21 protein-coding genes and 1 pseudogene are annotated in these 26456 nt (G+C 63.5%); 12 read left to right on the top strand and 10 right to left on the bottom strand.

What is annotated here, in order from left to right:
* Positions 1 to 246: 246 nt before the first annotated feature.
* Together glgC and hspQ are read right to left on the bottom strand one after the other, a co-directional pair.
* Positions 247 to 1614 carry a glucose-1-phosphate adenylyltransferase gene (glgC, locus tag HQ394_RS02670; protein ID WP_190261906.1) on the bottom strand — a complete coding sequence of 456 codons (1368 nt, stop codon included), beginning with the start codon at positions 1612 to 1614 and terminating at the stop codon, positions 247 to 249.
* Between the two features lie 60 nt (positions 1615 to 1674).
* Positions 1675 to 1992 carry a heat shock protein HspQ gene (gene hspQ, locus HQ394_RS02665; protein WP_190261905.1) on the bottom strand — a complete coding sequence of 106 codons (318 nt, stop codon included), beginning with the start codon at positions 1990 to 1992 and terminating at the stop codon, positions 1675 to 1677.
* Positions 1993 to 2166: 174 nt separating this feature from the next.
* Between hspQ and HQ394_RS02660 the strand changes: the two genes are divergently transcribed.
* The gene (locus HQ394_RS02660) at positions 2167 to 3693 is read left to right on the top strand and encodes a class I adenylate-forming enzyme family protein (protein WP_190261904.1); all 1527 of its coding nucleotides are present in this window, start codon (positions 2167 to 2169) and stop codon (positions 3691 to 3693) included.
* Here HQ394_RS02660 and HQ394_RS02655 read toward each other — a convergent pair.
* Together HQ394_RS02655 and HQ394_RS02650 are read right to left on the bottom strand one after the other, a co-directional pair.
* A complete protein-coding gene (locus HQ394_RS02655; RefSeq protein WP_223291801.1) occupies positions 3672 to 4343 on the bottom strand; it encodes a carboxylesterase family protein in 672 nt (223 codons plus the stop codon). The genes HQ394_RS02660 and HQ394_RS02655 overlap by 22 nt on opposite strands.
* A 97-nt stretch (positions 4344 to 4440) precedes the next feature.
* Positions 4441 to 5184 carry a dual specificity protein phosphatase family protein gene (locus tag HQ394_RS02650; protein WP_190261902.1) on the bottom strand — a complete coding sequence of 248 codons (744 nt, stop codon included), beginning with the start codon at positions 5182 to 5184 and terminating at the stop codon, positions 4441 to 4443.
* A 385-nt stretch (positions 5185 to 5569) separates the two neighbouring features.
* Here HQ394_RS02650 and HQ394_RS02645 point away from each other — a divergent pair, with 385 nt between their 5' ends.
* Entirely contained in the window at positions 5570 to 6319 is a 750-nt protein-coding gene (locus HQ394_RS02645) for a glutathione S-transferase family protein (protein WP_223292014.1), read from the top strand.
* 31 nt (positions 6320 to 6350) lie between these two features.
* Here HQ394_RS02645 and metC read toward each other — a convergent pair whose 3' ends face one another.
* From metC to HQ394_RS02625, 4 genes are all read right to left on the bottom strand, one after another.
* A complete protein-coding gene (gene metC / locus HQ394_RS02640; RefSeq protein ID WP_223292013.1) occupies positions 6351 to 7421 on the bottom strand; it encodes a cystathionine beta-lyase in 1071 nt (356 codons plus the stop codon).
* Positions 7422 to 7523: 102 nt separating this feature from the next.
* Complete coding sequence (locus HQ394_RS02635; RefSeq protein ID WP_223291800.1) at positions 7524 to 8450, bottom strand: sulfurtransferase; 927 nt, start codon at positions 8448 to 8450, stop codon at positions 7524 to 7526.
* The gene (locus HQ394_RS02630) at positions 8447 to 9457 is read right to left on the bottom strand and encodes a cysteine synthase A (protein WP_190263083.1); all 1011 of its coding nucleotides are present in this window, start codon (positions 9455 to 9457) and stop codon (positions 8447 to 8449) included. The genes HQ394_RS02635 and HQ394_RS02630 overlap by 4 nt, the downstream gene beginning before the upstream one ends.
* 208 nt (positions 9458 to 9665) lie before the next feature.
* Positions 9666 to 10961 (bottom strand): hypothetical protein, encoded by a 1296-nt coding sequence (locus HQ394_RS02625; RefSeq protein ID WP_190261900.1) that lies wholly within the window; start codon positions 10959 to 10961, stop codon positions 9666 to 9668.
* A 378-nt stretch (positions 10962 to 11339) separates the two neighbouring features.
* Here HQ394_RS02625 and gspE point away from each other — a divergent pair, with 378 nt between their 5' ends.
* The 9 genes and pseudogenes from gspE to HQ394_RS02585 all read left to right on the top strand — a co-directional run bounded on the left by gspE (position 11340) and on the right by HQ394_RS02585 (position 20491).
* Complete coding sequence (gspE, locus tag HQ394_RS02620) at positions 11340 to 14306, top strand: type II secretion system ATPase GspE (protein ID WP_190261899.1); 2967 nt, start codon at positions 11340 to 11342, stop codon at positions 14304 to 14306.
* Between the two features lie 26 nt (positions 14307 to 14332).
* Entirely contained in the window at positions 14333 to 14881 is a 549-nt protein-coding gene (locus HQ394_RS02615; RefSeq protein ID WP_223291799.1) for a GspH/FimT family pseudopilin, read from the top strand.
* Positions 14868 to 15311: a type IV pilus modification PilV family protein gene (locus HQ394_RS02610; protein WP_190261897.1), complete on the top strand. Its 444-nt coding sequence runs from the start codon at positions 14868 to 14870 to the stop codon at positions 15309 to 15311. The genes HQ394_RS02615 and HQ394_RS02610 overlap by 14 nt, the downstream gene beginning before the upstream one ends.
* Positions 15308 to 15448, top strand: a pseudogene (locus HQ394_RS21000) (type II secretion system protein); the annotation flags it as partial. The gene HQ394_RS02610 and the pseudogene HQ394_RS21000, both read left to right, overlap by 4 nt.
* Positions 15449 to 15629: 181 nt before the next feature.
* Positions 15630 to 16022 carry a hypothetical protein gene (locus HQ394_RS19435; protein ID WP_223292149.1) on the top strand — a complete coding sequence of 131 codons (393 nt, stop codon included), beginning with the start codon at positions 15630 to 15632 and terminating at the stop codon, positions 16020 to 16022.
* Positions 16023 to 16049: 27 nt separating this feature from the next.
* Positions 16050 to 17171, top strand: coding sequence for a PilN domain-containing protein (locus HQ394_RS02600; RefSeq protein ID WP_190261895.1), 1122 nt, complete (start codon positions 16050 to 16052; stop codon positions 17169 to 17171).
* Positions 17168 to 17776 carry a type II secretion system protein GspM gene (gene gspM / locus HQ394_RS02595; protein ID WP_190261894.1) on the top strand — a complete coding sequence of 203 codons (609 nt, stop codon included), beginning with the start codon at positions 17168 to 17170 and terminating at the stop codon, positions 17774 to 17776. The genes HQ394_RS02600 and gspM overlap by 4 nt, the downstream gene beginning before the upstream one ends.
* A gap of 202 nt (positions 17777 to 17978) precedes the next feature.
* Complete coding sequence (gspD, locus tag HQ394_RS02590; protein WP_456151477.1) at positions 17979 to 20306, top strand: type II secretion system secretin GspD; 2328 nt, start codon at positions 17979 to 17981, stop codon at positions 20304 to 20306.
* Positions 20303 to 20491, top strand: a complete 189-nt coding sequence (locus tag HQ394_RS02585; RefSeq protein ID WP_190261892.1) for a hypothetical protein — start codon at positions 20303 to 20305, stop codon at positions 20489 to 20491. Before gspD ends, HQ394_RS02585 begins: the two co-directional genes overlap by 4 nt.
* Before the next feature lie 65 nt (positions 20492 to 20556).
* Here HQ394_RS02585 and HQ394_RS02580 read toward each other — a convergent pair whose 3' ends face one another.
* On the bottom strand, positions 20557 to 21360 hold the full coding sequence (locus tag HQ394_RS02580; protein WP_190261891.1) for a DUF6209 family protein: 804 nt from the start codon (positions 21358 to 21360) through the stop codon (positions 20557 to 20559).
* A 44-nt stretch (positions 21361 to 21404) separates the two neighbouring features.
* Complete coding sequence (locus HQ394_RS02575) at positions 21405 to 24287, bottom strand: TIM-barrel domain-containing protein (protein WP_190261890.1); 2883 nt, start codon at positions 24285 to 24287, stop codon at positions 21405 to 21407.
* Between the two features lie 305 nt (positions 24288 to 24592).
* Between HQ394_RS02575 and HQ394_RS02570 the strand changes: the two genes are divergently transcribed.
* Positions 24593 to 26449, top strand: coding sequence for an FHA domain-containing protein (locus HQ394_RS02570; protein ID WP_223291798.1), 1857 nt, complete (start codon positions 24593 to 24595; stop codon positions 26447 to 26449).
* Positions 26450 to 26456 lie beyond the last annotated feature (7 nt).

The raw sequence follows: 26456 nt of genomic DNA, 5'->3' as shown, positions 1-26456 counted from the left end.
GAACGCTGGCCGGATGTGCGTCCCCGGCGGGGGCACGCAAAGACGCGGAACTTTCGGGGATGTGTCAGTTCCGTGCCTGTGTTTGCGTCGCCGATGACGCCCCATTTTGGACCAACACCGACATGCAGCCTGTCCTCTGGGACACAAACGGCGCCGCAACCTGTCCCACAGGCCAAAGCCTGAAGCTGGGGTCGGCGAAGAAGTAAGGCGGCAACGGCGCCGACAGCGGCGCCGTTGCTTGCTGGCTCAAACCGTCAGCGTTGCCAGTTGCACCGGCGAGCGTGGCCCGGTGATGATGACGATGCCGGAATCGCTGACAAAGTACTTTTCCTTGTCCTTTTCCAGATCGTAGCCAATGACGGCATCTTCGGGGATGCGCACGTTCTTCTCGAGGATACAACGACGCAACTTCGCCCGGCGGCCGATATGGCAATTGTCGAAGATGATGCAGCTATCCACTTCGGCGCCGGCGTGCACGTAGACGCTACGGCCGATCACCGAGTCGCGGACCAAGCCACCGGAGATGATGCAGCCACCGGCGAGCACGGAGTCGATGGCCTGACCGCGCCGATCTTCCTCGTCGAAGGCGAACTTCGTCGGCGGATCGGAATAGCCGGACGTCCGCAGTGGCCACTGGCGATTGAATAGATTCAACTCTGGCGTAATGGATCGAAGATCCATATTGGCATCGAAATAGGCATCGAGCGTACCGACATCGCGCCAGTAGGGAAGCTTCCCTGGCAATTCACCTGGGATTTTGTTGCTCATGAAGTCATAAGCAAACATTTCGCAATGCTTCATCGCCTTTGGCAAAATATCCTTGCCAAAGTCATGGCTTGAATTCGGGTCTTCCTGGTCTTCCTGAACCAGCTTCAGCAACATGTCAGTCGAAAAGATATAGTTACCCATCGAGGCAAACACCTTCGACGGGTCGTTTGGCATCGTTGGTGCGTTGGGGTTCTTTTCGTGGAAACCAACGATGCGGTTGCCGGTGGTGGTTTCAATGACACCGAACTCTTTTGAATATTGCTTGTCGACCTGAATCGCCGCGACGGTGACGTGCGCGCGCTTGCGCTCGTGAAACTCGATCATGTCGCGGATATTCATCCGGTAGATATGGTCAGCGCCAAAGATGCAGACGATGTTCGGTGCCGACTGCTCGATCAGATTGATGTTCTGATGAATTGCGTCTGCGGTTCCGCGGTACCAGTCCTTGCCTTCGGTGCGCATCTGCGCCGGCACCGGAACAATAAACTCGCTTTTGAGCAAGCTACCCAGCTGCCAGCCCTCGCTCAGATGCTGCAAAAGCGACTGGCTGCGGAACTGAACGACCACGTAGATCGAGTAAATGCCGGAATTGACAAGATTACTAAGAACAAAATCGACAAGCCGATACTTGCCGCCAAAGGGTACCGCCGGTTTGGCGCGCTCCTTCGTCAGGGGAAATAGACGCGTTCCTTCGCCGCCTGCAAGCACGAAGGCAAGGACCTTGAGTTCCATGTTCGTTCCCTCGGATTGGTTATTGTGCCCACGCCGTCCTGGGAGGTTGGGCCTTTCTAGCACCCACCGCGATCGAACCACAGACTTTCTTTTGTGCAATCGCGAGATAGACATTTCCAGCGCCGTCTGACGTCGCTGACCACGACCGGACACTAGGCAAACGCAAACGCGAGCTCAGTTGCCGCGCTGGCGAAGAATATACACACCGTCGACGAATTGAGAAAAATAGGCATCAAGATCAGGATGGTGCACCGGATCTCCCGAAGCATCAGGCTCCAAGTTGCGCTCTGCCACGTAGGTCTGGTTGTCAGTCCCGTGCATCAGTACTTTGTACCAAGGCCGGCGCTTTGGCGGCCGACTGGGTGCCATTTTCTCATACCACTCATCGCTGCCGCGGAAGACCGGGTCCACATCGACGATTACGCCCCGGTAATTGAACAGGCGATGATGAACCACCTGGCCCACCGCAAACTTGGCGGTAACGGTTTCCACGAATTTCTCGCGACACTGTGAACTTGACGGTATTAGGCTGGCTTAGCACGCTCCTGGATCCAATGCCAGAGGTTGCGCGCAGCGCCCCTGCTGCTGAACGCTTATCGCCTGGCACGCCGGACAACCGGGACAACCGCAGAATTTTGTGCAGTGCAACAAAATGAGGGAGGGAACATGAACATCGGTACACTGTTGCCGCGTCACGCCCGCTACCGCGGCGATCACATCGCCCTCGTGACGCAGGGGCAGCAATTTTCCTATCGAGCGCTCAACGCCTACGTCAATCGTCTGGCGAACGCCCTTATTGCTGCCGGATTGCGCAAAGGGGACAAGTTCGCGACGGTGCTGGGCAATGGCTTGCCTTTGATGGCGGCCTATTGGGCGGCGGCTCGAACCGGCTTCGTCATCGTCCCCATGAGCCCGCTGCTGCAGGAGAGCGGGCTGCAGACGCTGCTGACTGATTCCGATACGCGACTGGTGATTGGCGATGTCGCCTTTACGCCTGTTTTCGATCGCATCCGGGACCGGTTGCCGCTGATCGACGCCGATCGATGGCTGGTTGTCGGCGGCCCGGTGCCTGGTTACCGCGCCTACGAGGATGCACTTGCCAGCGTTAATGACAGCGATCCCGGCGATCCCGGTCTGGTAGATGCTGACGAATTCAACATCATGTATTCGAGCGGTACGACGGGATTACCGAAGGGAATTGTCCATTCCCATTACGTGCGAGCAATGTATTGTACGTTGTTCTCGCAGGCATGGCGGATGACGCCAGAAAGTGTTGTTTTGCACGCTGGTTCGATTGTATTCAACGGCTGCATGGTTGACCTGATGCCGTGGATGTTTGTCGGTGGTACGTACGTCTTGCATGAGGCCTTCAGCCCCGAGCGAGTGATCGAAGATATCGCCCGCTGGAAGGTCACGCATATCGTCCTTGTCCCGTCGCAGATCATTGCCATCCTCGAAAGCCCAGCCTACGCGCCCGAAAAGCTGATGAGTCTCGAGATGCTGCACAATCTTGGGGCGCCGTTGCACGTCCGCTTCAAGGAACGACTCAACGACGAACTACCCGGCCGATTCTATGAACTTTATGGCCTCACCGAAGGGTTCATGACCGTCCTCGACAAGCACGATGCCATCCGTAAGCTGGGATCCGTCGGTTGCCCGCCGCCATTCATGGAAATGCGTATTCTCCGCGATGACGGCAGCGAGTGTGACGTGGGCGAGGTGNGGGAAATCTGCGGCCGCAGTCCCTGCCTGATGCCGGGCTACTACAAGCGGCCGGACCTGACGGCGAAGGCCATCGTTGATGGCTGGTTGCACACTGGCGATGCCGGCTACGTCGATGCAGAGGGATTCCTGTTTCTCGTCGACCGGATCAAGGACATGATCATCTGCGGCGGGGTCAACGTTTATCCCTATGACATCGAAGAGGTCATCGTTCGTCATCCGGCGGTGCGCGAAGTCGCCGTGTTCGGGATCGCCGACCACAAATGGGGAGAGGTGCCGGTTGCGGCGGTCACCGTGCGCGCTGGCGAGAGCCTCGACAGGGCAACCCTCATCGCCTGGACAAACGAGCGGGTGGCGGCGAAGTTTCAGCGTATTGTCGACGTTGTCATTTATGAGGAGTTTCCGCGCAACGTTGCCGGCAAGACCTTGAAGCGGGAGATGCGCAGCAGCTACGGCCGCATGGACGCTTGAGCAACGGCCGGTGCGACGGGGCGCCGCTGGCGGGCAAGCCAACGATAGAGTTCGTGGTCTGCAAATGCGGCGTCTGCCGTCCGGAGGTGTGCCGAAAGACCATCGATGGCACCAAGACGGTAGGTGCGTTTGACCACCTTGCCGAAGGGCGACAGGACGTCGATTGCCAGCTGTGAGCCTTCGGCAAGCTCGCTGAATTCGTCGTCTTCAGCATAGGCGATCCACATCGGCAAGGTCGCCAAACCGGCCAGCGACTCCGGTAGGGGACAGCGACCACAGACCGAGACCAGGGCGGCGATGCGGCTGGGATTCCGCAGCGCCAGACAGAAGCTGCCGATCCCGCCCATGCTGAAGCCGGCAACAAAAAGTTGATCGGGGTCGACCAAGCCCTCACTCACTAAGTTGTCGAGCAGCCGCTCGATCGCTGCCTGCATATCGTCGTCATGCCAGAACCGTTGCGGCGGGCATTGGGGAGCGATGACCAGAAACGGGAAGGGGGCGTCGGCGAGCGGCGTGCCGACGCTACGAAACTTGGGTAGGCCCCAGCGACAGACTTGCTGCAGATCCGTTCCGCCGCTGCCCCGTTCGCCCTGTCCATGCAGAAACAGAACGAGAGGCGGAGGTGCCGCCATTGCATCGTTGTCGGGCATGAACCAGCAACAGTTCGCTCCGCGGGTGAAGGTACGAAACGGCTTTCCGGTGTCTCGATCAACAAAAGACATCGTTGGCAGCTACCAAGCCATGCAACTAAGATGCGTGAAGGCGGTTGTTCACTACGCCTGACGACCGATGTTCCTGCTCTAGCTCCGTGCTACAGCGATTGCGGCTCCGCAGCGACTGTCCAGGTTTCACGATGTGGATCCAGGCGGCGGCGTGGAAAAACCGAGCGTTAACGAACGCGCCACGCAGAACGTCCCGTTCAGCTTCAAACCAGTTGGAAGCCGTGTCCTGGCGTGGGCTTCCCTCGGCGAGATAATAGGCGCGGACGAGAATGTGATCGTGGAGGATATCGGTCAGATCATCGCGGCAACCATAGTACGCCTCCATTGACGGATCGGCCCCCGGACGAGCCTCCTTCAACACGGCAAGTGCCAGATCCGGCGATTGCATCTCCACGAAGGTCATGTAGCCGAGGACGACCAGGGGNGCGCGATTGACCCCGGCGGTACAGTGGACGTACACGCGGTGACCGGCAGCAAGTAACTCGTGCAGGCTCCGCACCGCTTCGGCGAGATGGCGACGCTGGTCGGGCGGATCGAAGTCCAGCATGGGCGTGTTGACCATGGTCAATCGGTGCTTTTTCCCATGCGCACGTAACGCGTCATAGTCCAGTTGGAAGTGAGTGCGACATTCGTCGGATTGCAGTGACAGCATCGCTGTCACTTCGAGTTCGGCAACGATGCGATCGATGTCCGCCGTGGTCATCGGACAGGAGCCGATGACGATGTCCTCGCGAATCTCGTCCCAATTGAGAGTCCAGGAGGCCCACATGGCAATCTTCTATGCTGTCGTTGACCGCTGGGTGCACGCCAAAGCAAACGTCATCATAATCATCCTCCAATCGTTGCGATAGCCCAACTTAGCGGCAGCTGCTTCGCAAAAATTGCATATGCTGCATCTGTATGCACTTGGCAAACCAAAGACGAGTTAGCGCTGCTCCGCCAACGCGTGCAGCTTTGCCACAATGCACCCATAGTGTCCGCAAGGCAGTGACGATCGCATGCTGCGACCATTATCGAAGACGAATCCGAGTTCCCTCGGCCGACAACCGGCGAGCAATAGAGTCCTCGTAGTGACGACCGCCTTGCGCGCGCGACGTCAGATCCCTGATGCCAGCCGATGAACACAGCCAGTATGTGGGGAGTGAGCCCGCGTGATGACAGTAAAATTGCATAAGTTCGGACCGGCCTGGGGGCTGGCTGATCCCAGTCCCTTCTGCCTCAAGCTCGAAAGCTTTCTCCACGAGACGGCTATCGNNCCTACACGGGTGGTTCCCTTCGATCTGCGCCGAACATTCCGCCGGGCGCCCAAGGGCAAGGTGCCCTTCATCGAGGATACGGATGGCACCGTTGTCGGTGACTCGTCACTGATCATCGCCCACCTCTCCCGTCAGCGCGGGATTGATCTCGATGCCGCGCTGAATCCGCGGCAGCGTGCCATTGCGCATGCCTGCCGGCGGATGCTCGATGAACATACCTATTGGGTGGGCGTATACGCGCGTTGGCTTGACCAACCCGGTTGGTCCGTCGTCCGCGAGCAGCTGTTCAGCGGCGTGCCGGCGTCCATGCGTGGGTTGCTGGCGGCGCTGCCGCGGCGGCGAATCATGCGGGCGCTTCGGGCGCAGGGCATTGGCCGCCATCGGCGCAATGAGATCTACGCGCTGGGCATGGCCGACGTGCAGGCCCTGAGCACACTGCTTGCCACGGACACGTACTTCTTCGCCGCCGCGCGGCCGACGTTGCTTGATCTATGGACCTACGCGTTCGTGGCCGAAATCATCGTGCCGCCGATCGCCTCGCCGCTGAAGGACGCGACGCTGGCGCACAGCAACCTGGTGCGCCATTGCGAGCAGATGCAGCAGCGGCTGTTTCCCGCCGACGTGGCAAGCACTGGTGAAGGGACGTGATCAGGCGAACGGAGCAGGCACCGGACAACGGTCAGGACGCCGCGTGCAGACGAGCGAACCCTTGCTCCAGGTCGTCGATCAGGTCGGCGGGGTCCTCGAGACCGCAATGCAGCCGCAGGCAGGGACCGGAATAGGGCCATACTGTCGCCGATCGTGCCGCCGCAGGATCGATCGGGACGATCAAACTCTCGTAACCGCCCCAGCTGTAACCCATGGCGAACAGCTTCATACCGTCCAGCATCGCCGCCAGCGCCCGCTTCGATGCTGGTTGCAGGACGATGGTGACGAGGCCGTTCGCACCAGAGAAGTCGCGTCGCCAGACGGCGTGGCCGGGACAATCACCAAAGGCCGGATGGCGGACATGCGTCACCTCCGCGCGGCCGGCGAGCCACCGCGCCACTTGCAGCGCCGTTTCCTGATGGCGGGGAAGGCGTACCGATAGCGTCCGCATGCCACGCAGGCCGAGGTAGCAGTCGTCCGGTCCCACCGCGGTGCCGAGCAATGCCGAAGCACGCTTGACCCGCAGGAAGGTGTCAGCTGTGGTGGTGATCGTCCCCAGCATGACGTCGGAATGGCCAACGAGATACTTGGTTGCCGCCTGGATTGACACGTCGACGCCGTGCGCGAAGGGCTTGAGCAGCAGGCCGGCGCTCCAGGTGTTGTCGAGGATGCTGACGGCGCCGGCGGCGCGGGCGGCAGTGGCAGCGGCCGGCACGTCCTGCACCTCGAAGGTGAGCGATCCGGGACTCTCCAGGTAGACGACGCGGGTGGTGTCGCGCAGCAGCGGTGTGACGTCCGCCAGCGGATCGTAATAGGTGGTCTCGATACCGAGGCCGCTCAGCAAGACGTCACAGAAGCGGCGAACGGGACCGTAGGTGGTATCGACCATCAAGAGATGATCGCCGGCCTTAAGAAAAGCGAGCAGCGCCGTGGTGATGGCGGCGAGGCCCGAGGGCACAGCGACGCAGTGGTCGCCACCTTCGAGGGTTGCCACCGCTTCCTCCAGGGCAAAGGTGGTCGGCGTTCCGCGCCGGCCATAGCGTGTGCCCTCGTAGGGGGTACGGTCGGCGTGTTCGAGTGCCTCCAGAGTCGGGTAGACGATGGTCGAGGCGTGGTAGACAGGTGGATTGACAACACCATGGTTCNNGCGGCCGGCGCGTTGCCCGCGTGCGCGAGCTGCGTCGCCGTCGCCAGATGATCCTGGCTACGTGGTGATCGGGGTGTCGTCACGGTTGCCCCATTCTGCCCAGGAGCCATCGTAAACCGCTGCCGTCTGGTGGCCGAGACGAAAAGCGGCAAAAGCGGCGACGCAGGCGGTGATCCCGGAGCCGCAATAGCAGACCATCGGCAGTTCCAGGTCGACGCCGGACTTGGTGAACAGATCGGCGATTTCGCTTTCGCTACGCCAGCTGTTGAGCCGCTCAGGGTCGAGAAACGCGCTGAAAGGCAGGTTAAGGCTGCCCGGGACGTGTCCCTGCCGGAGCGATGGTCGCGGTTCGGCCTCGACGCCGCGGTAGCGATCGGGGCTGCGCGCGTCGATCAACTGCGCCTCGCCGGTTGCCACCGTCCGTAATACCTCGTCGGCGGAACGAACGAGGGCAGGGCGGAATCCTGGAATATAGCGTTGGGGCGTGCGGGGTGCCCTGTGGCCGCGAAGTCGCCGTGCCGGCCGGCGCCGCGAGGGCGAGGGAGCGGGGATCGGCGCCGGGGGATCTCCCGCAACAACCGGGCGGCCCTCGGCCAGCCACTTGGCCAGCCCACCGTCGAGGATGACCACCCGGTCATGGCCGAAGACCCGGAACATCCACCATACCCGTGCTGCCGCTGCCGAACCTGGCGCGTCGTCGGCGGCGACCACCAGATGGGCGTTGGTAATGCCGAGACTCTGTATCTTTGCCCCGAACGCCTCGGGGCTCGGCAGCATGTGCGGCAGCTGGGATTCGGGATCGCAAATGTCATCGATGTCGAAGAAGATGGCACCGGGAATATGCTGTGCACAGAACTCGTCGCGTGGGTTGCGACCGCTGCCGGGGAGGAAGAAGCTGCCGTCGACAACGCACACCTGCGAACTCTCCAGCCGCGTCGCAAGCCACGCCGTATCACAGAGTCCAGCCGTTTCCGGAAGCATCATCGCGTCGTCTCCAGCCAGTCGGGGACCGGCAGCCCCTTGCTGCGGAGGAATGCCGGATTGAAGAGCTTGCTTTGGTAGCGGGTCCCATAGTCGCAGAGGACGGTGACGATCACGTGGCCTGGTCCCAGGTCGCGAGCGAGGCGGATGGCGCCGGCGATGTTGATTGCCGATGAGCCGCCGAGGCATAAGCCCTCGGTGCGCAACAGATCAAAGACGATCGGCAGCGCTTCGGCATCGGGGATCTGGTAGGCGCGATCCACCGGTGCCCCTTCCAGGTTGGCGGTGATCCGCCCCTGGCCGATGCCCTCGGTGATCGACTCGCCCTCGGCCTTCAACTCGCCGGTGGTATAGTAGCTGTAAAGCGCGGCGCCGCAGGGGTCGGCAAGGCCGATGACGACGTTGGGATTACGCTCCTTGAGGTAGAGACCGACGCCGGCGAGCGTGCCGCCGGTGCCCACGGCGCAGATGAAGGCGTCGACCCGCCCATCGGTTTGCCGCCAGATCTCGGGGCCGGTGGTTTCGTAGTGGCCGCGGCGGTTGGCGACGTTATCGAACTGATTCGCCCAGATGGCGCCGTTGGGTTCGCGCTGCGCCAGTTCTTCGGCCAGCCGGCCGGAGAGCTTGACGTAATTGTTGGGATCCTTATAGGGGACGGCCGGCACCTCGCGCACCTCGGCACCGCACAACCGCAGCATGTCCTTTTTTTCTTGGCTCTGCGTCTCCGGGATGACGATGATCGTCCGGTAGCCACGGACATTGCCCACCAGCGCTAAGCCGATGCCGGTATTGCCGGCGGTGCCTTCGACGATGACGCCACCCGGCTGCAGCAGGCCACGCGCTTCCGCGTCGCGAACGATCGCCAGTGCCGCCCGGTCCTTGACCGAACTGCCGGGATTGAGGAACTCCGCCTTGCCCAGGATTTCACACCCTGTTTCCGCCGACGCCCGGCGCAGGCGGATCATCGGCGTATTGCCAATCGTCTCGATAAACCCGCTCCGCACATCCATGACCGACCGCGACATCCAAAATGCAACAGGGATGGCGGAGACTACGGACTTGCTTGGCGGCGATCAAGCGCCTCCGGCGGCGGTGGATGGGATGCGCCTGCTCCAGGTAGCTCGTCCAGAGCGGATGACGAAGTCGACGAGGCAGCCGATGAGGTGGAGGCATTTGTGGGCGCGCGCGGTAGCCGCCGCACGACCGCTCATGTACCGCTCACATCACGGCAAGGGTTTGACACATGTCGGTTCGTCCCGCCGCCACGTAGGCACGCGTGCGTTGCCGCAGCAGACCGCCGTCGGTGGAAGGGGTGGTCTGACCGGTGGCGCCGGGGCCATAGACGACGCCGAAGCTGTTGGTGTGCGCCACCTCCGGCATATGGGCAAAGAAATAGTCGAGCCGGTTGTCGTGCCAGCCGGAGTCGGTATTGGCCAGAGCCATGTTGCCGAGGGGCATTTGCCACCACAGCGCCGGCAGTTGCAACGACGTGGTCAACGTCGTCACCCATTGGAACATCTGGTTGAAGTTGGGCAGCGTCGCGTTGGTTTCATCCCACCAGTGATTGCTGCCCTTCACCGCCTGATAGTAGCCGGCGTCGCGGTCGTCGGCCTCCACTACCACCAGATCGGCCGAGCCCAAAAGCGCCAGAAACGCGGCGGTGGCGCGGGCATCGCCGTCCACATCGAAGCTGCTGCGGCTGTTGAGCGAGGCGTTCCAGGCACTGGCATGGAAGCCGACCTTTGCCGCCGGTGCGTAGGTCCGTACCATCTGGATGAGACAGTGGCCCATGCCGGCGATGCTGTTAGGTTGGCCGGCGCAGTCGCGGGCGTTGGCGCTGGCGACTGCTGCCGCGATCAGCCGTGGGTCCTGATTTACCTGGCGGGCATAGCCCCAGAAATCCGGCTCCAGATGCACGATCGCTTTCGCCGTGCCGATCTGCCGTAGCAGGAAACGAAAGTCGTCATAATAGGTGCGCATGAAGGCGGCGTCAGCGGCCTTGGCGATTTCGGGCTTGCCCTCGTCAACACCACTTGCCAGCAAAAAAGTGTAATAGGTGAAGATTGGCAGCTGTTTACCGGCGGTCGTCATGGTGATCAGCTGCCGGGCGAAGGCGCCAGGCGCGTTCTGGGAATCCTGCCAGCATCCCCACCAACCGCAGTCGCCGCCATCGTCATTGCTACAACTGCGGCCATTGACTGAACAGGCCGCGGCGCAGGACGCGCAAGGCGAACCACCGTCGGGAAACTGGCCGGCAATATAGACGTAGCGCAGATCAAAGGGCGCCGCACTGGCGATCTGGTCCTCCATCATCGCCCCGACCATCAGCTGCGACCGGTTCGCCCACGATGCCATATCTGCGGCGAGACAGGCGGGTGCGGTGCCGGCCATGGCCGTGCCGGACGAGGCGACGGCTGCTAAGGCAACCAGACATAGCACCGCAGCGAAACCACACCGGCTGTGCAGCCGTCGCGCCAACAGAACGATGCCATATCCCAGCAGGCCTGCAATCATGATTCCCTCAGCATTAACGGGCGTCGAGACAGTGGACGCGGTGCAGTCAGGCGCCCTTGTGCACACCTGTGGCCGACCGCAATAACGCTGACCTTAGCAAGCCCATCCGCGCCCTACTGTGATCGTCGCCAAGGGACGGTCAATTTTGTCGCCCAGCCGGCGCCCGAACATGGAAAAAGTTTATGCACACCCGCGTGCACTGGCGGCTATAATCTCAACCGATCGAGGTTTGTTTGGGCGGGGAGGCCGGAGCGGTCGAGTGGTGGTTTGGCTTCGGGCGATCGTCATGGCACACTTCCGATCAGCCGTCGAAACCGGGCAACTCCCGGTCGCGAGCAGGGGGCCAAGACGCTAAACAGGAGCGGAGCGAACGCGCTGATGGATGTCGTTGCGGCAGCCGACGTCGTCGCCGACGTGGATGTGATCGAGGATGATCTCGTCGGCAACCTGATCGAGGCGGGGCATGTGGAGCGTGCGGCGGTGGACCGCGCGCGCCGCCTGAGTGCGGAAGGGGCCGAACCGCTACGGACGATCCTGGTCAAGCTCGGCCTAGTCGCCGAACGGACGATGGCGGAGGCCTTTGCCGGCGCGCTCGGGGTCAGCTTGCTCGTGGCCGAAGACTACCCGGACGAGCCGGTCCTCGCCGAACTGATCAGCGGTAAATTCCTCAAGGAGGCAAAGGCACTGCCACTCGCCGCCACCGACGCAACGGTGACGCTGGCGATGGCTGATCCCCGACGCGTTCGTCGCCAGCNNGCCATCGCCGTCGCCAGCGGCCGCCGGGTCGAGCGCCGGGTGGGCGTGCCGGCAGATATCGAGCGTGCGCATGAGCGGCTTTACGGTCGCGGCAATGCCGGCCTCAATCAGATGGTCGAAGGACTGGGCGAAGCCGGACTCGACGAGGCCGACGATGATGCCGAGCGCCTCAAGGACCTGGCCAGCGAAGCGCCGGTCATTCGCCTCGTCAACCTGCTGATCACCCGTGCCGTCGAGGTCAGCGCGTCGGACATTCACATTGAGCCCTTCGAGAACAAGCTGCGCATCCGCTATCGCATCGATGGCGTGCTGCGCGAGGTGGAGGCTCCGCCGCCCAGCTTGCGCGCCGCCATCGTCTCGCGCGTCAAGATCATGGCCAAGTTGAACATTGCCGAACGCCGGCTGCCGCAGGACGGCCGCGTCAAGCTCGCCGTCCGCGGCAAGGAGGTGGACTTCCGCGTCTCCACCNTGCCGACGATGCACGGCGAAAGTGTGGTCTTGCGTATTCTCGACAAGGGCAGCGCTGTCTTCGATTTCAGCGCTCTCGGTTTCGCCGATGATACGCTGCAGAAATATCTTAAAGTCCTCGAACGGCCGAACGGCGTGCTCCTTGTGACTGGTCCCACCGGCAGCGGCAAAACCACGTCGCTATACACGTCGTTGCTGCGCCTGAACACCGCCGATACCAAGATCCTGACGGTGGAAGACCCGATCGAGTATCAACTGGAGGGCGTCAACCAAGTGCAGGTCAAGCCGCTGATTGGCCTAACCTTTGCTCACGTCCTGCGCTCGATGCTGCGCCAGGACCCCGACATCATCATGATCGGCGAGATCCGCGACCTGGAGACGGCGCAGATTGCCGCCCAGGCAGCGCTTACCGGCCACCTGGTGCTCTCCACCTTGCATACCAACTCCGCTGCCGGCACTGTCACCCGACTTCTCGACATGGGGCTGGAGGACTACCTGATCGCCTCTACCGTCAACGCCATTTCGGCGCAGCGTCTGGTGCGCACGCTCTGCGTTCACTGCCGCCAGCCACACCCGTCGGCGCGGGAATTCGCTGCCGATCTGCGGCTCGATCGCTTCACCGATGCAGGGCCGCTTACCCTCTATCGTCCGGTCGGCTGCGACAAGTGTACCGGCACCGGTTATCGCGGTCGCACCGGGATCGCCGAGATCCTGGTGTTGACCGAGGATGTCCGTCGGCTGACGCTGAAGCGAGCAGACGCCCAGGAAATCCAGCGCTGTGCCGTCGCAGGTGGCATGCGCACCCTCTACGAAGACGGCCTGCGCAAGGCGGTCCGCGGCATCACCTCGATTGAGGATGTGCTGCGGNGTAACCCGCGATACGTGAGGCAGCCCTTGGCAATGTTTCGCTATAAGGCCGTCACCGAAACCGGCGAGGTGGTCGAAGGCGAAATCGAGGCGCCGACACAGGCGGCCGTCATCGCCCATCTGCGGACGCTGGGCCACCTGCCGATCCGCGCCGATGAGCAGCAAAGCGGTTCACTGACGCAGTGGTTCGATCGGGAGGTTCGCCGCCGCGAACGACTTTCGCGAACCGATCTGACCATGTTGCTGCAGGATCTGTCGATGCTGATCCGGGCCGGCCTGCCACTAGATCAGGCGCTGGAAACCTCGGTCCAGTACGCGGAAAAGCCGCTGGTCAAGACTGTCGTCAAGCGCCTGCTCGACAAGGTCCGCAGTGGCGTGTCGCTGGCAGAGAGCATGTCGGCGCAGGGGGATACCTTCGATCGTTTCGTCATCGGCATGACACGCGCCGGCGAGACCTCGGGTGCGCTCGATCTGGTGCTGGCGAAAACCGCGGAGTTCATGGAGCGGACGCACAAGTCGCTGCAGAATCTGCGCTCGGCGCTGCTCTATCCGATGATTCTGCTGATCTCGACGATCATTTCGGTCGGCGTTATCGTTACCGTCGTCATCCCCAACTTCCAGCAGATTTTTTCACCGNAGGCAGGCTTCCCGCTGCCGCTGATAACCCGAATTGTCCTTGGCGTCGGTACGGTGGCGGAACGGTTCTGGTGGCTGCCGGTGCTGGCGTTCCTGATCACCGTGCTGTGGATCGTGCGTGCGCGGCAGAGCGAAGCAGGGCGGCTGCGCTGGGACCGGCGCCTCCTTAACCTGCCACTGATCGGCGATCTGCTGACCAAGGCGGAGGCGGCGCGGGTGAGTTTTACCCTTGGTACCCTGCTTGGCAACGGTGTGCCGCTGTTGGCCGCACTTGGCGTCGCCCGCGAAACGCTGAGCAATCGGGTGATGGCGGTGGCATTCGAGGCGGTGCAGAAGAAGGTGAAGGAGGGGCAAGTCCTTCGCCCGGCCGTTGGAGGAAGCGNNGGCGTACTGCCGCGACTTGCGACGCACCTGCTGCGCATTGGCGAGGAAAGTGGCCGATTGGAGGACATGCTGTTCCGCGTCGCCGAAACCTACGAGGTCGAAGTCCAGCGTGGCATTCAGCGACTGTTGACCCTGCTCGTGCCGACGATAACGCTGCTCATGGGCCTGATGATCGGCGGTATCGTTGTCTCGATCCTACTGCCGATGCTCAGCATCAACACCCTGGCCATGTGAGGCAGGGCGATGCGTGGGCCATTGGCATGGATCGCAACCGTCGGCGTATCTGGAGCCGACGGCTGAAGCGGCGACAGCCTCCGTTGCCAGCGCGACCGCGCCGGGGCTCTCCTCGTATCGCAGCGTCGACGCGCGGCTTCACGCTGTTCGAACTTTTGGTGGTGATGATGATTCTGGCCATGGTTACGGCCGTCACCCTGCCATCCATCGGTGGCCGTCTCAGTGCCGCCCGCGAGCGAACCGCGGCGCGCGATCTGGCGACGGTGCTGCGGCAGACGCGCGGGGCGGCGATCGCCGGCAATCGCGATCTGGCGCTGACCATCGATACCAACGCACTGACCTACGCTACCGACGGACGACCAGCGCACCACTTGCCCGAAGGTTTAAACGTATCGCTCTTCGCGGCTGAAACCGAGCGGCTTGGTCGGACCGCCGGCCGGATCCGCTTCTTCCCGGATGGCAGCTCGACCGGCGGCGAGGTTACGCTGACATCGGCGAAGCAGACGTATCTGGTCCGGGTCGACTGGCTGACCGGCCGGGCCGATGTGGTTGAGGCGGGCGATGGTGGGCGATGACTCGGCGCGCGGCTTTACCTTGCTGGAGGTCCTGGTCGCCTTCACCTTGTGCGCATTCGTCCTCGCCGCGGCACTGCAGCTATTTTCTGGTGGCATTCGCGGCACCAGCGCGTCGCAACGTCACGTGATCGCCACGATGATGGCCCAGTCGAAACTTGCGGAGTTAGAGGCGGATAGCGCTCCTACCGTCAGACGCCTGGCGGGAGAGACCGCGGATGGCTACCGGTGGCTGGCCGATGTTTCCTTGTACACTGAACCGCTTGCCGACGATTTGCGCGACGCCCCCGTTGCCCTTTACCAGCTCACCGTCGTGGTCTCGTGGGGCAGCAGGAACAGCAAGCGCAGCGACCAGGCCGTGACACTGACGACGCTTCGCGTCGTCGCCACAGAAAGCGGCGATGAGGCCGGGCAGACGGATAATGGGCAATGAGCGGACGGCAGCTGTGCACGGTCCATCTGTGCACCGCCTACTGGCGCGTGGCTGCTGCATGGCGGCGACGATCGAACGCTGGGTTCACGCTGATCGAACTGCTGGTGGCGATCACCCTCTTCGCGCTGCTGACGGCGATCCTCGCCAGCGGCCTCCGCTTTGGTGCGCGAGTGTGGGAACAAGCGGACGCGGTTGCGGAGCAGGTGACCGGCGTGGAGTCTGCCTACGCGATTGTGCGCCGTCTCATAGCTACCGCGCTGCCGCTGGCAACGACGACGTTAAGCGGCGAGGCCACCATTCAGTTTCAAGGCAGCACCGATGCTGTCTCCTTTGTCGGACCGGCGCCCGTGCAGGCTTTTTGTCGGTGGGCTGCATGCGATCACCCTGGCGCGGGTGCGTGGCCGGAGCGGCGACCAACTGGTGCTGCAGGTGCGCGATTTTGCCCCGGTGGCAGCAGCGGCGCGTCCGCGGCAGGCGGCGGCAGGCGGCGGGGCGGCAAAGACCGTCGTCCTTATCGATGGGGCGAGTTCCATCGATTTCGTCTATTTCGGACCGGGGGAAAACTCGCCGGTGCGCAGCTGGCAGCCCACTTGGCTCACCCGGACCTTGCTGCCGGAACTGGTTTCGGTTCGGGTCAGCTTTCCGCGCGGCGATCGTCGCGTCTGGCCCGACCTGATCGTCGCGCCGACGGTGCGCGAGGCGGCGTATTGAAGAGGAGACGATCGTGAACCGCATGGCATGCCGATGGACCGTCTGAAGGCGCTTTGGCTCGCCTTCCTCCGCTGGTGGCTGGGGGAGTTGAAGGCCTGCATTCCGCCGCGGCTGCAGCGCTGGCTGTTCCGCGAGCGCAGTCGTCTGCTCTTCATCGCTGGCGACGAGACGCTGACTATCCATCACGCCAACAACGGCAGCAGCCACGAGTTGGGTCGGCTATCGGTTGCCAGTGTGCCGGACGATGTGGTGGCAACGGAAATCAGGCAGATTCTTGCCGGCCTCGATTCCAGCCGACGCGACGTGCTGCTGTGTCTGCCGGCCGGATCGGCGTTGCGACGAACGATCGAGCTGCCTGCGGCGACGGAAGAAAACCTGCGTGAGGTGATCAGTTTCGACATGGAACGGCAAACGCCGTTTACCGACCAGCAGGTTTACTTCGATGCCCGTGTGGTGCGGCGGATGCCGGACCGCCAGCGGATTGCCGTGGCGTTGACGGTGGTGCCGTGCTCGCAGGTGGATGCGACGGTGCGCGCCCTCCAATCCTGGGGCGTGGCGATCAACGGGATCGAAGTGGCTGACCCGGCAGGGCCGCCACGGGTGATCCCGCTCGCCGCGCAGACGGTGGCAGTGCGGGCGAGCCGCACTCAGCGGATCGCCATCGCGGCGACGATGGCAGCGATGGCGGTGCTGCTCGGCATCGGTCTGATCACGGTACCGCTGTACCGTCAGGCGCAACTGAGCGAGGCGCTGGCGTCCGAGGTGGCGAAGACGCGGAAAGCGGCAGACGCGGCACGCAAGACTCAAGAAGAGATCGATCACCTGACGGCTCTCGACCGCTTTCTCATCGAACGCAAGATGGCGCGGCCAACCCGGCTGGCGACGCTTGATGAACTGACGCGGATCATGCCAGACGACTCGTGGCTGTATCGGGTGCGTTTTTCCGGCGACGAGGTGCAGACATTCGGCTATTCCGCCGCAGCGTCCAATCTGATCGGACCGTTCGATAACTCACCCCTGTTCAAGGAACCGCAGTTCATGGCGCCGCTGATGCGCGATCCGCGCGTCGACGCCGAACGGTTCACCATCAGCCTGCAGCTGGAAAAGGCACCATCCAGCCAGCAGCCGGAGAAGGCAGCACAGCAATGATCCAGCTTTCGCCGCCGGCGAGTCGTCTGGTTGCGGTGGGCCTGCTGCTTGCGCTCATCGGTGCGGTCTATTCCTTCGGCATCGCCCCGATCTGGCGCGCCTATGCCGAGAATAAGGAGACGATCAGCGAACAGCAGGAGCTGCTGCGCCGCTACCAGCGCCTTGCTGCCGACGCGGCCGACCTTTCGCAGCGCCTGACGGTGTTGCGCAGCAAGCCCATGTCAGGCGAAGGCTACCTGCAGGGTGACAACGAAACGTTGGTTGCGGCGCGACTGCAGAGCCGCATCCGTGACGTGGTGCAAACCAGTGGCGGTCGGCTGACCACTACCCAGGTGCTCGCCGGTATCGATGACGATGGCTTCCGCCGCATTGGCGTTCGGGTGACGATGACGGCTGACACCGCGGAACTGCAGAAGGTTCTGTTCCGGCTGGAGGGTGACCGGCCGTATCTCTTTCTCGATAACGTCGATGTTTCCGGGGAGCAATCGCGCGGCCGCGACGGCCGCGACAGTGCGCTGACGATTTCATTCGATGCCTACGGTTTCATGCGTGCGGATACAAAGTCGGCCGGCGAAGCCGGCGCGCGTGCTTCGGGCGTGAATTAACCGGGATGCGTGTATTTTCGGCGGCGAGCTGAAAGGAACAGGATGCAGATGCGGCAGCAGGGACTTTTCCGCTGGCGGCGGTTTACCGCGCTGCTGCCGTTGCTTCTTTTCTTTCTGCTGCTGGGCTGTGTTGGTTCGCCGATGTATGACACGCGGGTGTCGCCGACGTTGACGGGGACCAGCCCTTGGGCGACGCATCGGAGTGGACGGGGTCGGCGGCGGGGATGCGGCCGGTGGAGGCGCCGGCGTGGACGTCGGAGCGGTCGGCGGAGATGGTGCGCGGCTCGGACGTGCTGGCGCGGCCGCCAGCGGCGGGCGGCGGGTCGGCGGCGTCGGTGCAGCCGGCGGCGCCGGCGGCCAGGTGACGGTGAACTTCGTCGATGCCGATATCCGCGAGGTGGTGCGCGCCATTCTCGGCGATGCGCTGGGGGCGAACTATGCCATCGACCCGGCGGTGCAGGGGACGGTGACGCTGCGGACCAGCCGGCCGGTGCCGCGCGGCGAACTGCTCGGCATCCTCGAGGACATTCTCAGTTTCAACAACGCGGCCCTGGTGCGCAACGGCGCGGCCTACCGGGTGGTGCCGGCGGACCGGGCGGCGAAGAGCGGCGGCGGCGTCTCTGCCGGCGGCAGCAACCGTGGCGCCGGGACGGGGACGGTGGTGGTACCGCTGCGCTATGTTTCGGCGGCGGAGATGAAGGGGGTGATCGAGCCCTTGACCCCGGCGGGGGCGGTGGTGCGGGCGGACCCGTCGCGCAACGTGCTGCTGCTGAGCGGCAACGCCGCCGAACTGTCGACGCTGCAGGAGATCATCGCCACCTTCGACGTGGACTGGCTGNGGGGGATGTCCTTCGCGGTGCTGCCGCTGCAGCAGGCGGAGCCGGAAACGGTGGTGGGCGAGCTGCTGGAGGAGNATTTCGGCAACCAGGAGACGGGGCCGCTGGCCGGGGTGGTGCGCTTCGTGCCGATCAACCGGCTGCAGTCGGTACTGGTGATCACCTCGCGCTCGCTCTACCTGCGCCGGGCGCGGGAGTGGGTGTCCAGGCTCGATCTCGGCAATGAGACGGTGGCGCGCATCTTCGTCTACTACTGCCAGAACAGCCGGGCGGCGGACTTGGCGATGGTGCTGAACGAGATCTTCAATCCTGGTGCGGCGACGAGCAGCCGGCAACTGGCGCCGGGGCTGCGCGGGACGCAGATCGGCGGCGGCAGCGGCACCACTGCCGGGCGCAACCGCCTCGGCAGCAGCGTCACCGGCTTCAGCAACACCGGCGCGGCATCCACCGGCGCGTCGACGGGCGCGTCGACGGGCGGGACGTCGGGTGTGACGTCGGGTGGGGTGACGGGAGCCGGTGGCGGCAGCGTCACCAGCGGCCTCGGCGGCAGCGGTACCAGTGGGATCGGTGGCACGGCGGCGCAGCGGCGGCAGCAGCAGGCGGCGGGCGGCGCGGCCGGTCTTGGCGGTGGTTTGGGTGGCGGCCTTGGCGGTGGTGCCGGCGGCGAGGAGGCGAACCTGGGCGAGGTGGCGCCGGTGCGGATCATCGCCGACGACGTGAAGAACGCGCTGGTCATCCTGGCGACGCCGAAGGACTACCGGCTGGTGGAAGCGGCGCTGCGCAAGCTTGACGTGACGCCATTGCAGGTGCTGATCGAGGCGACGATCCTCGAGGTGGTGCTCAACGACGCCCTGCGCTACGGCGTCGAGTGGTTCTTCAAGACGGGCAACAACGAGATCTCGCTGACCGGCCTGGCCACCGGTGCGGCGACGTTCACCCCGGTGGGGCCGGCGCTGTCCGGCTTCAACTATTTCCTCAACACCTCGGACATCAAGGTGGTGGTCCACGCCCTCGATCAGGTGTCGACGGTGAACATGCTGTCGTCGCCGCAGCTGTTCGTCCTCGACAACGAGACGGCGACGCTGCAGGTGGGCGACCAGGTGCCGATCGCCACCCAGTCGTCGACGAGCAACATCTCCGCCGATGCGCCGACGGTGAACTCCATCGAGTATCGCGACACCGGGGTGATCCTGGCGGTGACGCCCAGGGTGAACGCCGGCGGCCTGGTCACCCTCGACATCGTCCAGGAGGTGAGCGACGTGCAGACGCAGACCAACTCCAACATCTCGACGCTGACCAACAGCCCGACCATCGCCCAGCGGCGGGTCGAGAGCACGGTTGCGGTGCAGTCGGNNGGGACGGTGGCGCTGGGCGGGCTGATCCGCGACAACCAGACGGCGACGTCGTCGGGGGTGCCGTTCCTGTCGCGCATTCCCTTCATCGGCTGGCTGTTCGGCCAGCGGGCCGAGAGCTCGACCCGCACCGAACTGCTGGTGCTGCTGACGCCCAGGGTGGTGGCGAATCAGGAGGAGGCGGGAAGGCTGACCGACGAGGTGAAGCGGCGGATGACCAACCTGTTTCCGCTGGAAAACCGCCCCCCGGCCCGCAGAGCCAGCGCTTCCTGCAACGCCGCCCCGCCGCAGCGCCGGAACCCCTCCCACCACCACCACCACCCGATGCGGTTCCAGGGATGAGTGTTCCGTCTGTGGGGCAGACAGTGCCGCCTGCCGGGATCGAGAAGGTTCCGGTCGCGTTGCCGGCGGCACCGGCAATGCGCCCCGCGCCGACGCAGCCGGTGCGCCCGGGCCAGGTCATGCCAAGATCCACCGTCCCCGAGATCGGCCAGCCACCAACCAACCTGCTGCCGGCAAAGGAGTAGGCAGTCAGGCTGCTATGGATACGTCGAGGCAGGGGGCTGGCGCAGGGGCTGTGCGGCAGGGAGTGTTACCACACCCAGGTGGCGGCACTGGCGAGCAGCTCCGGCGGCGGCGCTGGCAGCTTTGCGTCGCCCGGGTCCGGGGCGAGGAAGTAGTTGCCGCCGTCGTCGTCTTTGAAGCGAATGCCGCCGATCCAGTAGAAGAGCTTGAAGCGGACTATCGCTGCCGTCGGGACCGGTACGAGTGGACTGGTCCAGCGCCGCCGGCTGCCAGCTACATCGGCGATCGCGGCGTCGACGCTGAGCTCGCTCTCCCCGACCCGCGGGCTGCCCTCGCCGAGCAGGCGGTAGCGGACCTGCATCCGCTCGATGTCGGGCACGGCGGCCACGTCGACAGCGAAGACGGCACTGCCGCCCGTGGGCAGCGGTACGACCTCGGCCCGGTTCAGCAGCAGATCGTGACAGGGAAAGCGGAAACGAAAGGTGGCGCCATAGTCGTTATCCTGACGCTCGCCATCCGCCGCCGGATAGCTGAACCACAGACTGACGCCGTTGGCGTCCGCCGGTACGGTTAGAGTGCCCGTGACCAGACAGGCGCGACGAGTTGCATCCTCCACCGGTGCGACGACAATCCCGGCGGGCGAGACGAGGGGTAATGTCATCTCAGGGCCGCTGGCATAAAAACGCGCATGGAGGGTAACCGGACGGTCCGGTTCACCGCATCTGACCGCGGCGTCGGCGGGGACGATACGCCTTGGATCGTAAGCGATGTGCAGCGGTTGGCCGCGGCACAGATCGCCGGTCAGCAACTCGTGGAAATCGCGGCTGAAGGTGATCCGGGCCGGGAGGCCCTTCGCCCGTCGCTGCACCATCTTCGCCTCCGTGTCCTCGACAGCCGTTGTTTGCCTTGCAGGGCCTACGCCGCGCTTACCCGGATATCGGCTCGAGCGCGGCAAGCTGCGATCCTGACGACGATGCTCGCCGTGGCGGCATTCCAGACGTAGGCCTCGCCCGCGCTGCGGCCGAGAGCGGCGCGCTCATTTGCGCCTGGCAGCGTATCCTCTGGCCGCATCTCCTCTGGCAACTTTTCCTCTGGCAACGTTTCCTTTGGCAGCGTCTCGCCGTCGATGCTGACCATCACCGGCAACGGGCAGCCGCGAAAAGCGACAAAGCAGCATGTTTCCGGCGGCGTATAGCCGTCGTGTAGCCGCTCCAGGCGTACGCTCCGGGTTGTCCCAAGCGTCGCCTGGCTTATCCGCGTCGTTCGGTAAGCGGCAGTGGTCGTCGCGGCTGTGGTGATGCCGTCATCCTGATAGAGGAGATAGTCACGATCGGCGCCAGGATAGCAGGTGATGCACAGCGGATTTTCCGGCCGCTGGCCAACCCAGTCCTCCGCCAGGGTTCGCAGCGGCAGGATGGCCCCCGCTCGAACATACAGCGGTAGCATGCCCAGGTCGGCATGCACATCGATCAGCCTGCCGCCGGCGAGTGGTGGCGGCAGCGCCGCGTCCTCGATGCTGAACGGATACCAGTCGACGCCGGCCGGCAGGTAAACTTGGCGCCGCGCCGGTTCACCCACTGCGGCAGGATGGACGATCGGCGCGATCATCAGATCGCGGCCGAGAAAGAACTGATCGTCCAGGTGATCGTATACCTCGCGATCGTCCGCATCGTTGAGGAAGAGGGCACGGGCGATCGGCATTCCCGTCTGCGTCCAGTGATACATAGCGTCATAGATGACCTGCAGCAGCCGGTAGCGCAGGTGGACAATCCGCCGGCAGTGGTCGGCGATCGTCGCGTCATAGGCCCATGGCTCCTGGAACGCCTTGTCGTAGCCATTGTAGTGATTACGAAACCAGGGCAGGAAGGCGCCCAGTTGCATCCAGCGGACGAACAGTTCCGGCTCGGTGACGCCGCCGTCGATCCGGCCGCCGGGTTCACCTGGATAGATTGGCTCGCTGCTGCTGCCACTGCCGCGGGCGAAGCCGCCGATATCGGCGCCGGAGATTGGCACCCCGGAGAGGCCGATATTCAACACCTGCGGGATGTTAATGCGGAGGAAATCCCAGCTGGAAGCGTTGTCGCCGGTCCACAGCGCCGCATAGCGTTGCATGCCGGCGTATCCACCGCGGGCGAGAATGAAAGGGCGCTGGTCGGGTCGGAGACGGGTCAGCCCTTCCCAGGTGGCTCGCAACAGCCATTGCGCGTAGGCGTTATGCATCAGTCCGTGCGGCAGGTACCCCTCGCCATCGTGCAGCATCAGATCCAGCGGCAGGGTGAGGATGGGGCCGGCCACCGTCGCGTCCTGCGCAGGGCAGGTCATGTCCTGCCAGATCATGTCCATGCCCAGCTCGTCGATCAGGTGCGCATACTGCTCGCCCCAGGCGTGGCGAACGTCGGTGCGGCCCAAGTCGGCATAGTTGCCCGAAGCTCCGAGCGGCGCCGCGTCGTTGCGGTTTGGCGCAAGCGGCGGGTGAGCGCTAAACGGAGGGTAATGGTAGGGGTTGACCCGGTTGTTGGTGCCGTAATTGAGGCGGCCGGTAAACAGCCGCACCCCGCTGGCCGCATCGCCGGCCTGTTGCTGCCCCGCCCGTACATCATAAAGAAGCCCGGCGATCGCCAACAGCGCCGCCCGTTGCGGGTAGGGGGCGAAATGCCCGGTCTCGTCGAGCGGGTTGTCGCTCAACAGCGGCGAGACGTTGGTCGCGCATTTGAAGCCATCGGCCCGCAGGGCGTCGAGCATCTCTCGCGCATGCGGGAACTTGCGCTCGCTGTGAGTGAAGGTGCGGTAGTTGTCCTGAAAGTCCACATCGATATGCAGGCCATCGCAGGGGATGTGCGCCTGACGGTAACCGGCGGCAGCCGCTTCCAGCCGCCCCCAGTCGTAGTAGCCATAGCAGCCCTGATGCAAGCCGAAGACGTAGCGAGGCGGCATCGCCCCTCGACCGGTCAGTGCGGTGTATTGCGCCAGCACCTGATCCGTTCCGTCGCCGACAAAAATATAATAATCCAGCGCGCCAGCAACTGCCCCAAAGTAATATCGCCCCGACATGTCGGAATAATCATTGGCGAAAATGTTAAAGAAGGATTGTGAAGGATTGTCGAGGAATACGCCGTAGGCGTAGCTGGGACCGGCGTACTCGCCAACGGGTCGTGGATTCACTTCGATCAGCAACGGGATCGACGCGTAGAGGGCGCCGCTCGGATTGAGTGGACCGGCCTCATTGTCCGCTGGCAGGGGCGCTCGCTGGCAGGCAAAGTTGTCGAAGTTGAATTGGGTCATGCTGCAAAAATTCTTCAGCAGGGTCGCGCCCGCGGCTTCGCCGAAGCCGCAGTAGCGAGCGTTGGTTGGTGCCTGCTTCAGATTGGCGACACGTCGGCTGCCGGGGGAATAGACGACGTTGAAACCTTCCTCGTCGGCGTGAATGCGTTGACCGTCGCGAAAGATGCTGAGCCGATAGGGTTGGCGATCGATGATTATGCGCAGCACACCCGTATCGATCACCAGGGCAAGCTCGGAATCCTCCACCAGCCGCAGTTGCACCGGCGCCAGACTCGCGGCGATGACCGCGGCGGAGGGAGGGGTGCGCCCGGTAGCGGCAGGCGGGGCGAAGCGGACCCGCAGGCAAGTGGGTGACAAGAATGACACGTGCAGCGGGCAGTGGGCGAGGGCGGCGGCGGCTGGCTGCAGGGTAAAGTTGTTACCCTCCTGGCGCACGGCGGCGATGTTGCCGACGTGGACCCAGGCGCTTCGGTCGGTGGGGGTGAATTGGCGGACGTTCAGCAGTGAGATTGGCATCGGTTCTCCCGCGATTGGGTGACTGTGTGCTCGACTCGTCCACTTGTAGCGACCAGGATAGTGTCAACCGTCGTTTCATGGGAGTATGATCTTCCGAATCCCTTCAAAAGGAGGGGGATGTGGCGGGATTATGCGTCGTCGAAATGGTGACGACTGCGACCGCAGACGTGCGGCGAGAGACTCGGCGAGTTTGTGACGCTACTTTGACGAAATGCTTGCATGCAGTAGTTTGAGTAGTCACAACCTTAGTGATAGTCTATCCAGATTCTTGATTGTTCGGTAAAAACAGGTGGCGGCGGACGACCATGGAACGGCTTGTCTTTCGGTATCTCACGGGTTCTAAGGCTAATCAGATCGAACAGGTGCCGATGNGAGGGGTGATCGAACTGATGATCGGTCGCGACCCTAACGCGGCGATCGTCTTCGACCCTGACAAGGACGACCTGGTCAGCCGGCAACACGCGGTGATCCGGGTCACCGACAACATCAAGCTGGCGTTCTCTATCGCTGACCTGCAGAGCACGAATGGCACCTTTCTCAATGGCGAGCGGATCCTCGCCGAGCAGGAGTTGTTGCCCGGTGACACCATCGAGTTCGGCCGTGGCGGTCCGAAGATGGTGTTCGATGTGGAGCCGCGACCGGCGCATCTGGTGGAGCGGACGCGGATCATTTCGAACGCTTCCTTCAAGGAAACGAAGATGTCGGATGGTTCCGGGGCGCCGGTGACCTCCGTGCATGCCACCGGAGCATCGGCGACCACGGTCGGTTCGGGGCGCACTGCGGTGCCGCCGCCCAAGTCGGGTATCGGTCGCGAGACGCTGGAGCGCGAACTGTCGAAGGAGCGAAAGGCTTCCGGCCAGAAGTGGATGATCGGTGCTGCTGCGGCACTCCTCGTCATCGGCGTGGTCGGCGGCATCCTCTATTATCGCAACATGCAGACCGAGCAGGCGCTGAAGGAGCAGCTCGCGGACGCGGCGAAGAAGGCGGAAGCGAATGTCGCCGCGGTGAAAAGCCAAGTCGAGGGCATGACGCCGAAGCAGATCGCGGCGAAGTATGGCGACGCGACGGTGTTCATCGAATCGAGCTGGAACCTCTACGATAAGGTGAATTCGAAGCAGGTCTTTCACAAGTTCGTCGGCGGCCACGGCGAGCTGTTTATCGACGAGAACGGCAAAGCGCACCAACTGCCGCTGCTGCCGGCTTTCGTTATGAACGAGGATGGCAGCCTTGTTCGTTGGCTGGTTACCGAGAGTGAGGACCTGAACAATCCGGCCATCGGCATTGCCAGCCGCGGTAGCGGTTTCGTCGTTACGCCGGATGGCTCCATTCTGACCAACAAGCACGTGGGTGCCGGCTGGTTGATGCCGTGGGATCCCGACTTCGAGCGCGGTGACTCGATGGGAATCGCCTTTCCGCCGAATGTGGTCCCCTTCGAGCGCAAGCGCGTGAACAATAAGATCGTCGTTATCCTGAATCCCAAGGCCGAATTGATCAAGGTCGCCGACATGGTCGCGGCCGGACGACTGAAGCAGTGGGTTCCCGGCAATCCATCGCTGCTGTTTTCTGTCGACGGCAGCGCCCCCTTGCAGCGGGGGGCCTTTGAAGCCAAGCAGGATCTGACGGTGACGTTTCCCGGTACCAAACTCGGCGTCGCTGGCCGCTTCCTGCGCGCATCCCAGGATAATGATGCCTCGCTGATCAAGATCGACGTTCCCGGAAACACGCCGCTGCGGACGGTGGAGATGGCGCCGACTGGCTACTCGCCGCCACTGGGTGAGCCGGTTACGGTGATCGGCTATCCCGCGTTGTCGGGTGAGCGCNTATGCGGTAACCAAATCACGGGAACTGATGGGGTCGGGCGAGTCGGTCGTCACCNNCTCGTTCCCGAACCGACGGTCACCGAGGGCATCGTCTCCAAAGTGTTCGAGACGGAGGCACAAGGCGCCGATTCCTCTGGCACCAAGATTGTCTGGTATGGCGACTACTATCAGCTGACGATCAATACCAGCGGTCCCGGTAACAGCGGCGGCCCGGTATTTGATAGCAACGGCAAGGTGATCGGTATTTATACGTACGGCCTCGCCGGCGGTCGCGTCAGCGGTGCGGTCCCGATCAAGTTTGCTCAGGAGTTGATGCACCTGTCGCGTGTTACCGATCGGTAAATCTTAG

The sequence above is a fragment of the Defluviicoccus vanus genome, assembly GCF_014672695.1.
GTDB lineage: Bacteria > Pseudomonadota > Alphaproteobacteria > Rhodospirillales > Defluviicoccaceae > Defluviicoccus > Defluviicoccus vanus.
The sequence above is the reverse complement of the archived record's forward strand: the minus strand, read 5'-3'. Positions and strand labels throughout refer to the sequence as shown.

What these genes read in the sequence shown, in the direction of transcription:
- HQ394_RS02615 (WP_223291799.1), top strand. Translation starts at nt 14,333, where the DNA reads ATGGATCGCAACCGTCGGCGTATCTGGAGCCGACGGCTGAAGCGGCGA.
- HQ394_RS02635 (WP_223291800.1), bottom strand. Translation starts at nt 8,450, where the DNA reads ATGATGCTTCCGGAAACGGCTGGACTCTGTGATACGGCGTGGCTTGCG.
- HQ394_RS02610 (WP_190261897.1), top strand. Translation starts at nt 14,868, where the DNA reads ATGGTGGGCGATGACTCGGCGCGCGGCTTTACCTTGCTGGAGGTCCTG.
- HQ394_RS02580 (WP_190261891.1), bottom strand. Translation starts at nt 21,360, where the DNA reads ATGGTGCAGCGACGGGCGAAGGGCCTCCCGGCCCGGATCACCTTCAGC.
- glgC (WP_190261906.1), bottom strand. Translation starts at nt 1,614, where the DNA reads ATGTCTATCTCGCGATTGCACAAAAGAAAGTCTGTGGTTCGATCGCGG.
- HQ394_RS19435 (WP_223292149.1), top strand. Translation starts at nt 15,630, where the DNA reads ATGCTGTCTCCTTTGTCGGACCGGCGCCCGTGCAGGCTTTTTGTCGGT.
- HQ394_RS02625 (WP_190261900.1), bottom strand. Translation starts at nt 10,961, where the DNA reads ATGATTGCAGGCCTGCTGGGATATGGCATCGTTCTGTTGGCGCGACGG.
- HQ394_RS02655 (WP_223291801.1), bottom strand. Translation starts at nt 4,343, where the DNA reads ATGCCCGACAACGATGCAATGGCGGCACCTCCGCCTCTCGTTCTGTTT.
- HQ394_RS02630 (WP_190263083.1), bottom strand. Translation starts at nt 9,457, where the DNA reads ATGGATGTGCGGAGCGGGTTTATCGAGACGATTGGCAATACGCCGATG.
- HQ394_RS02575 (WP_190261890.1), bottom strand. Translation starts at nt 24,287, where the DNA reads ATGCCAATCTCACTGCTGAACGTCCGCCAATTCACCCCCACCGACCGA.
- HQ394_RS02600 (WP_190261895.1), top strand. Translation starts at nt 16,050, where the DNA reads ATGCCGATGGACCGTCTGAAGGCGCTTTGGCTCGCCTTCCTCCGCTGG.
- gspM (WP_190261894.1), top strand. Translation starts at nt 17,168, where the DNA reads ATGATCCAGCTTTCGCCGCCGGCGAGTCGTCTGGTTGCGGTGGGCCTG.
- HQ394_RS02585 (WP_190261892.1), top strand. Translation starts at nt 20,303, where the DNA reads ATGAGTGTTCCGTCTGTGGGGCAGACAGTGCCGCCTGCCGGGATCGAG.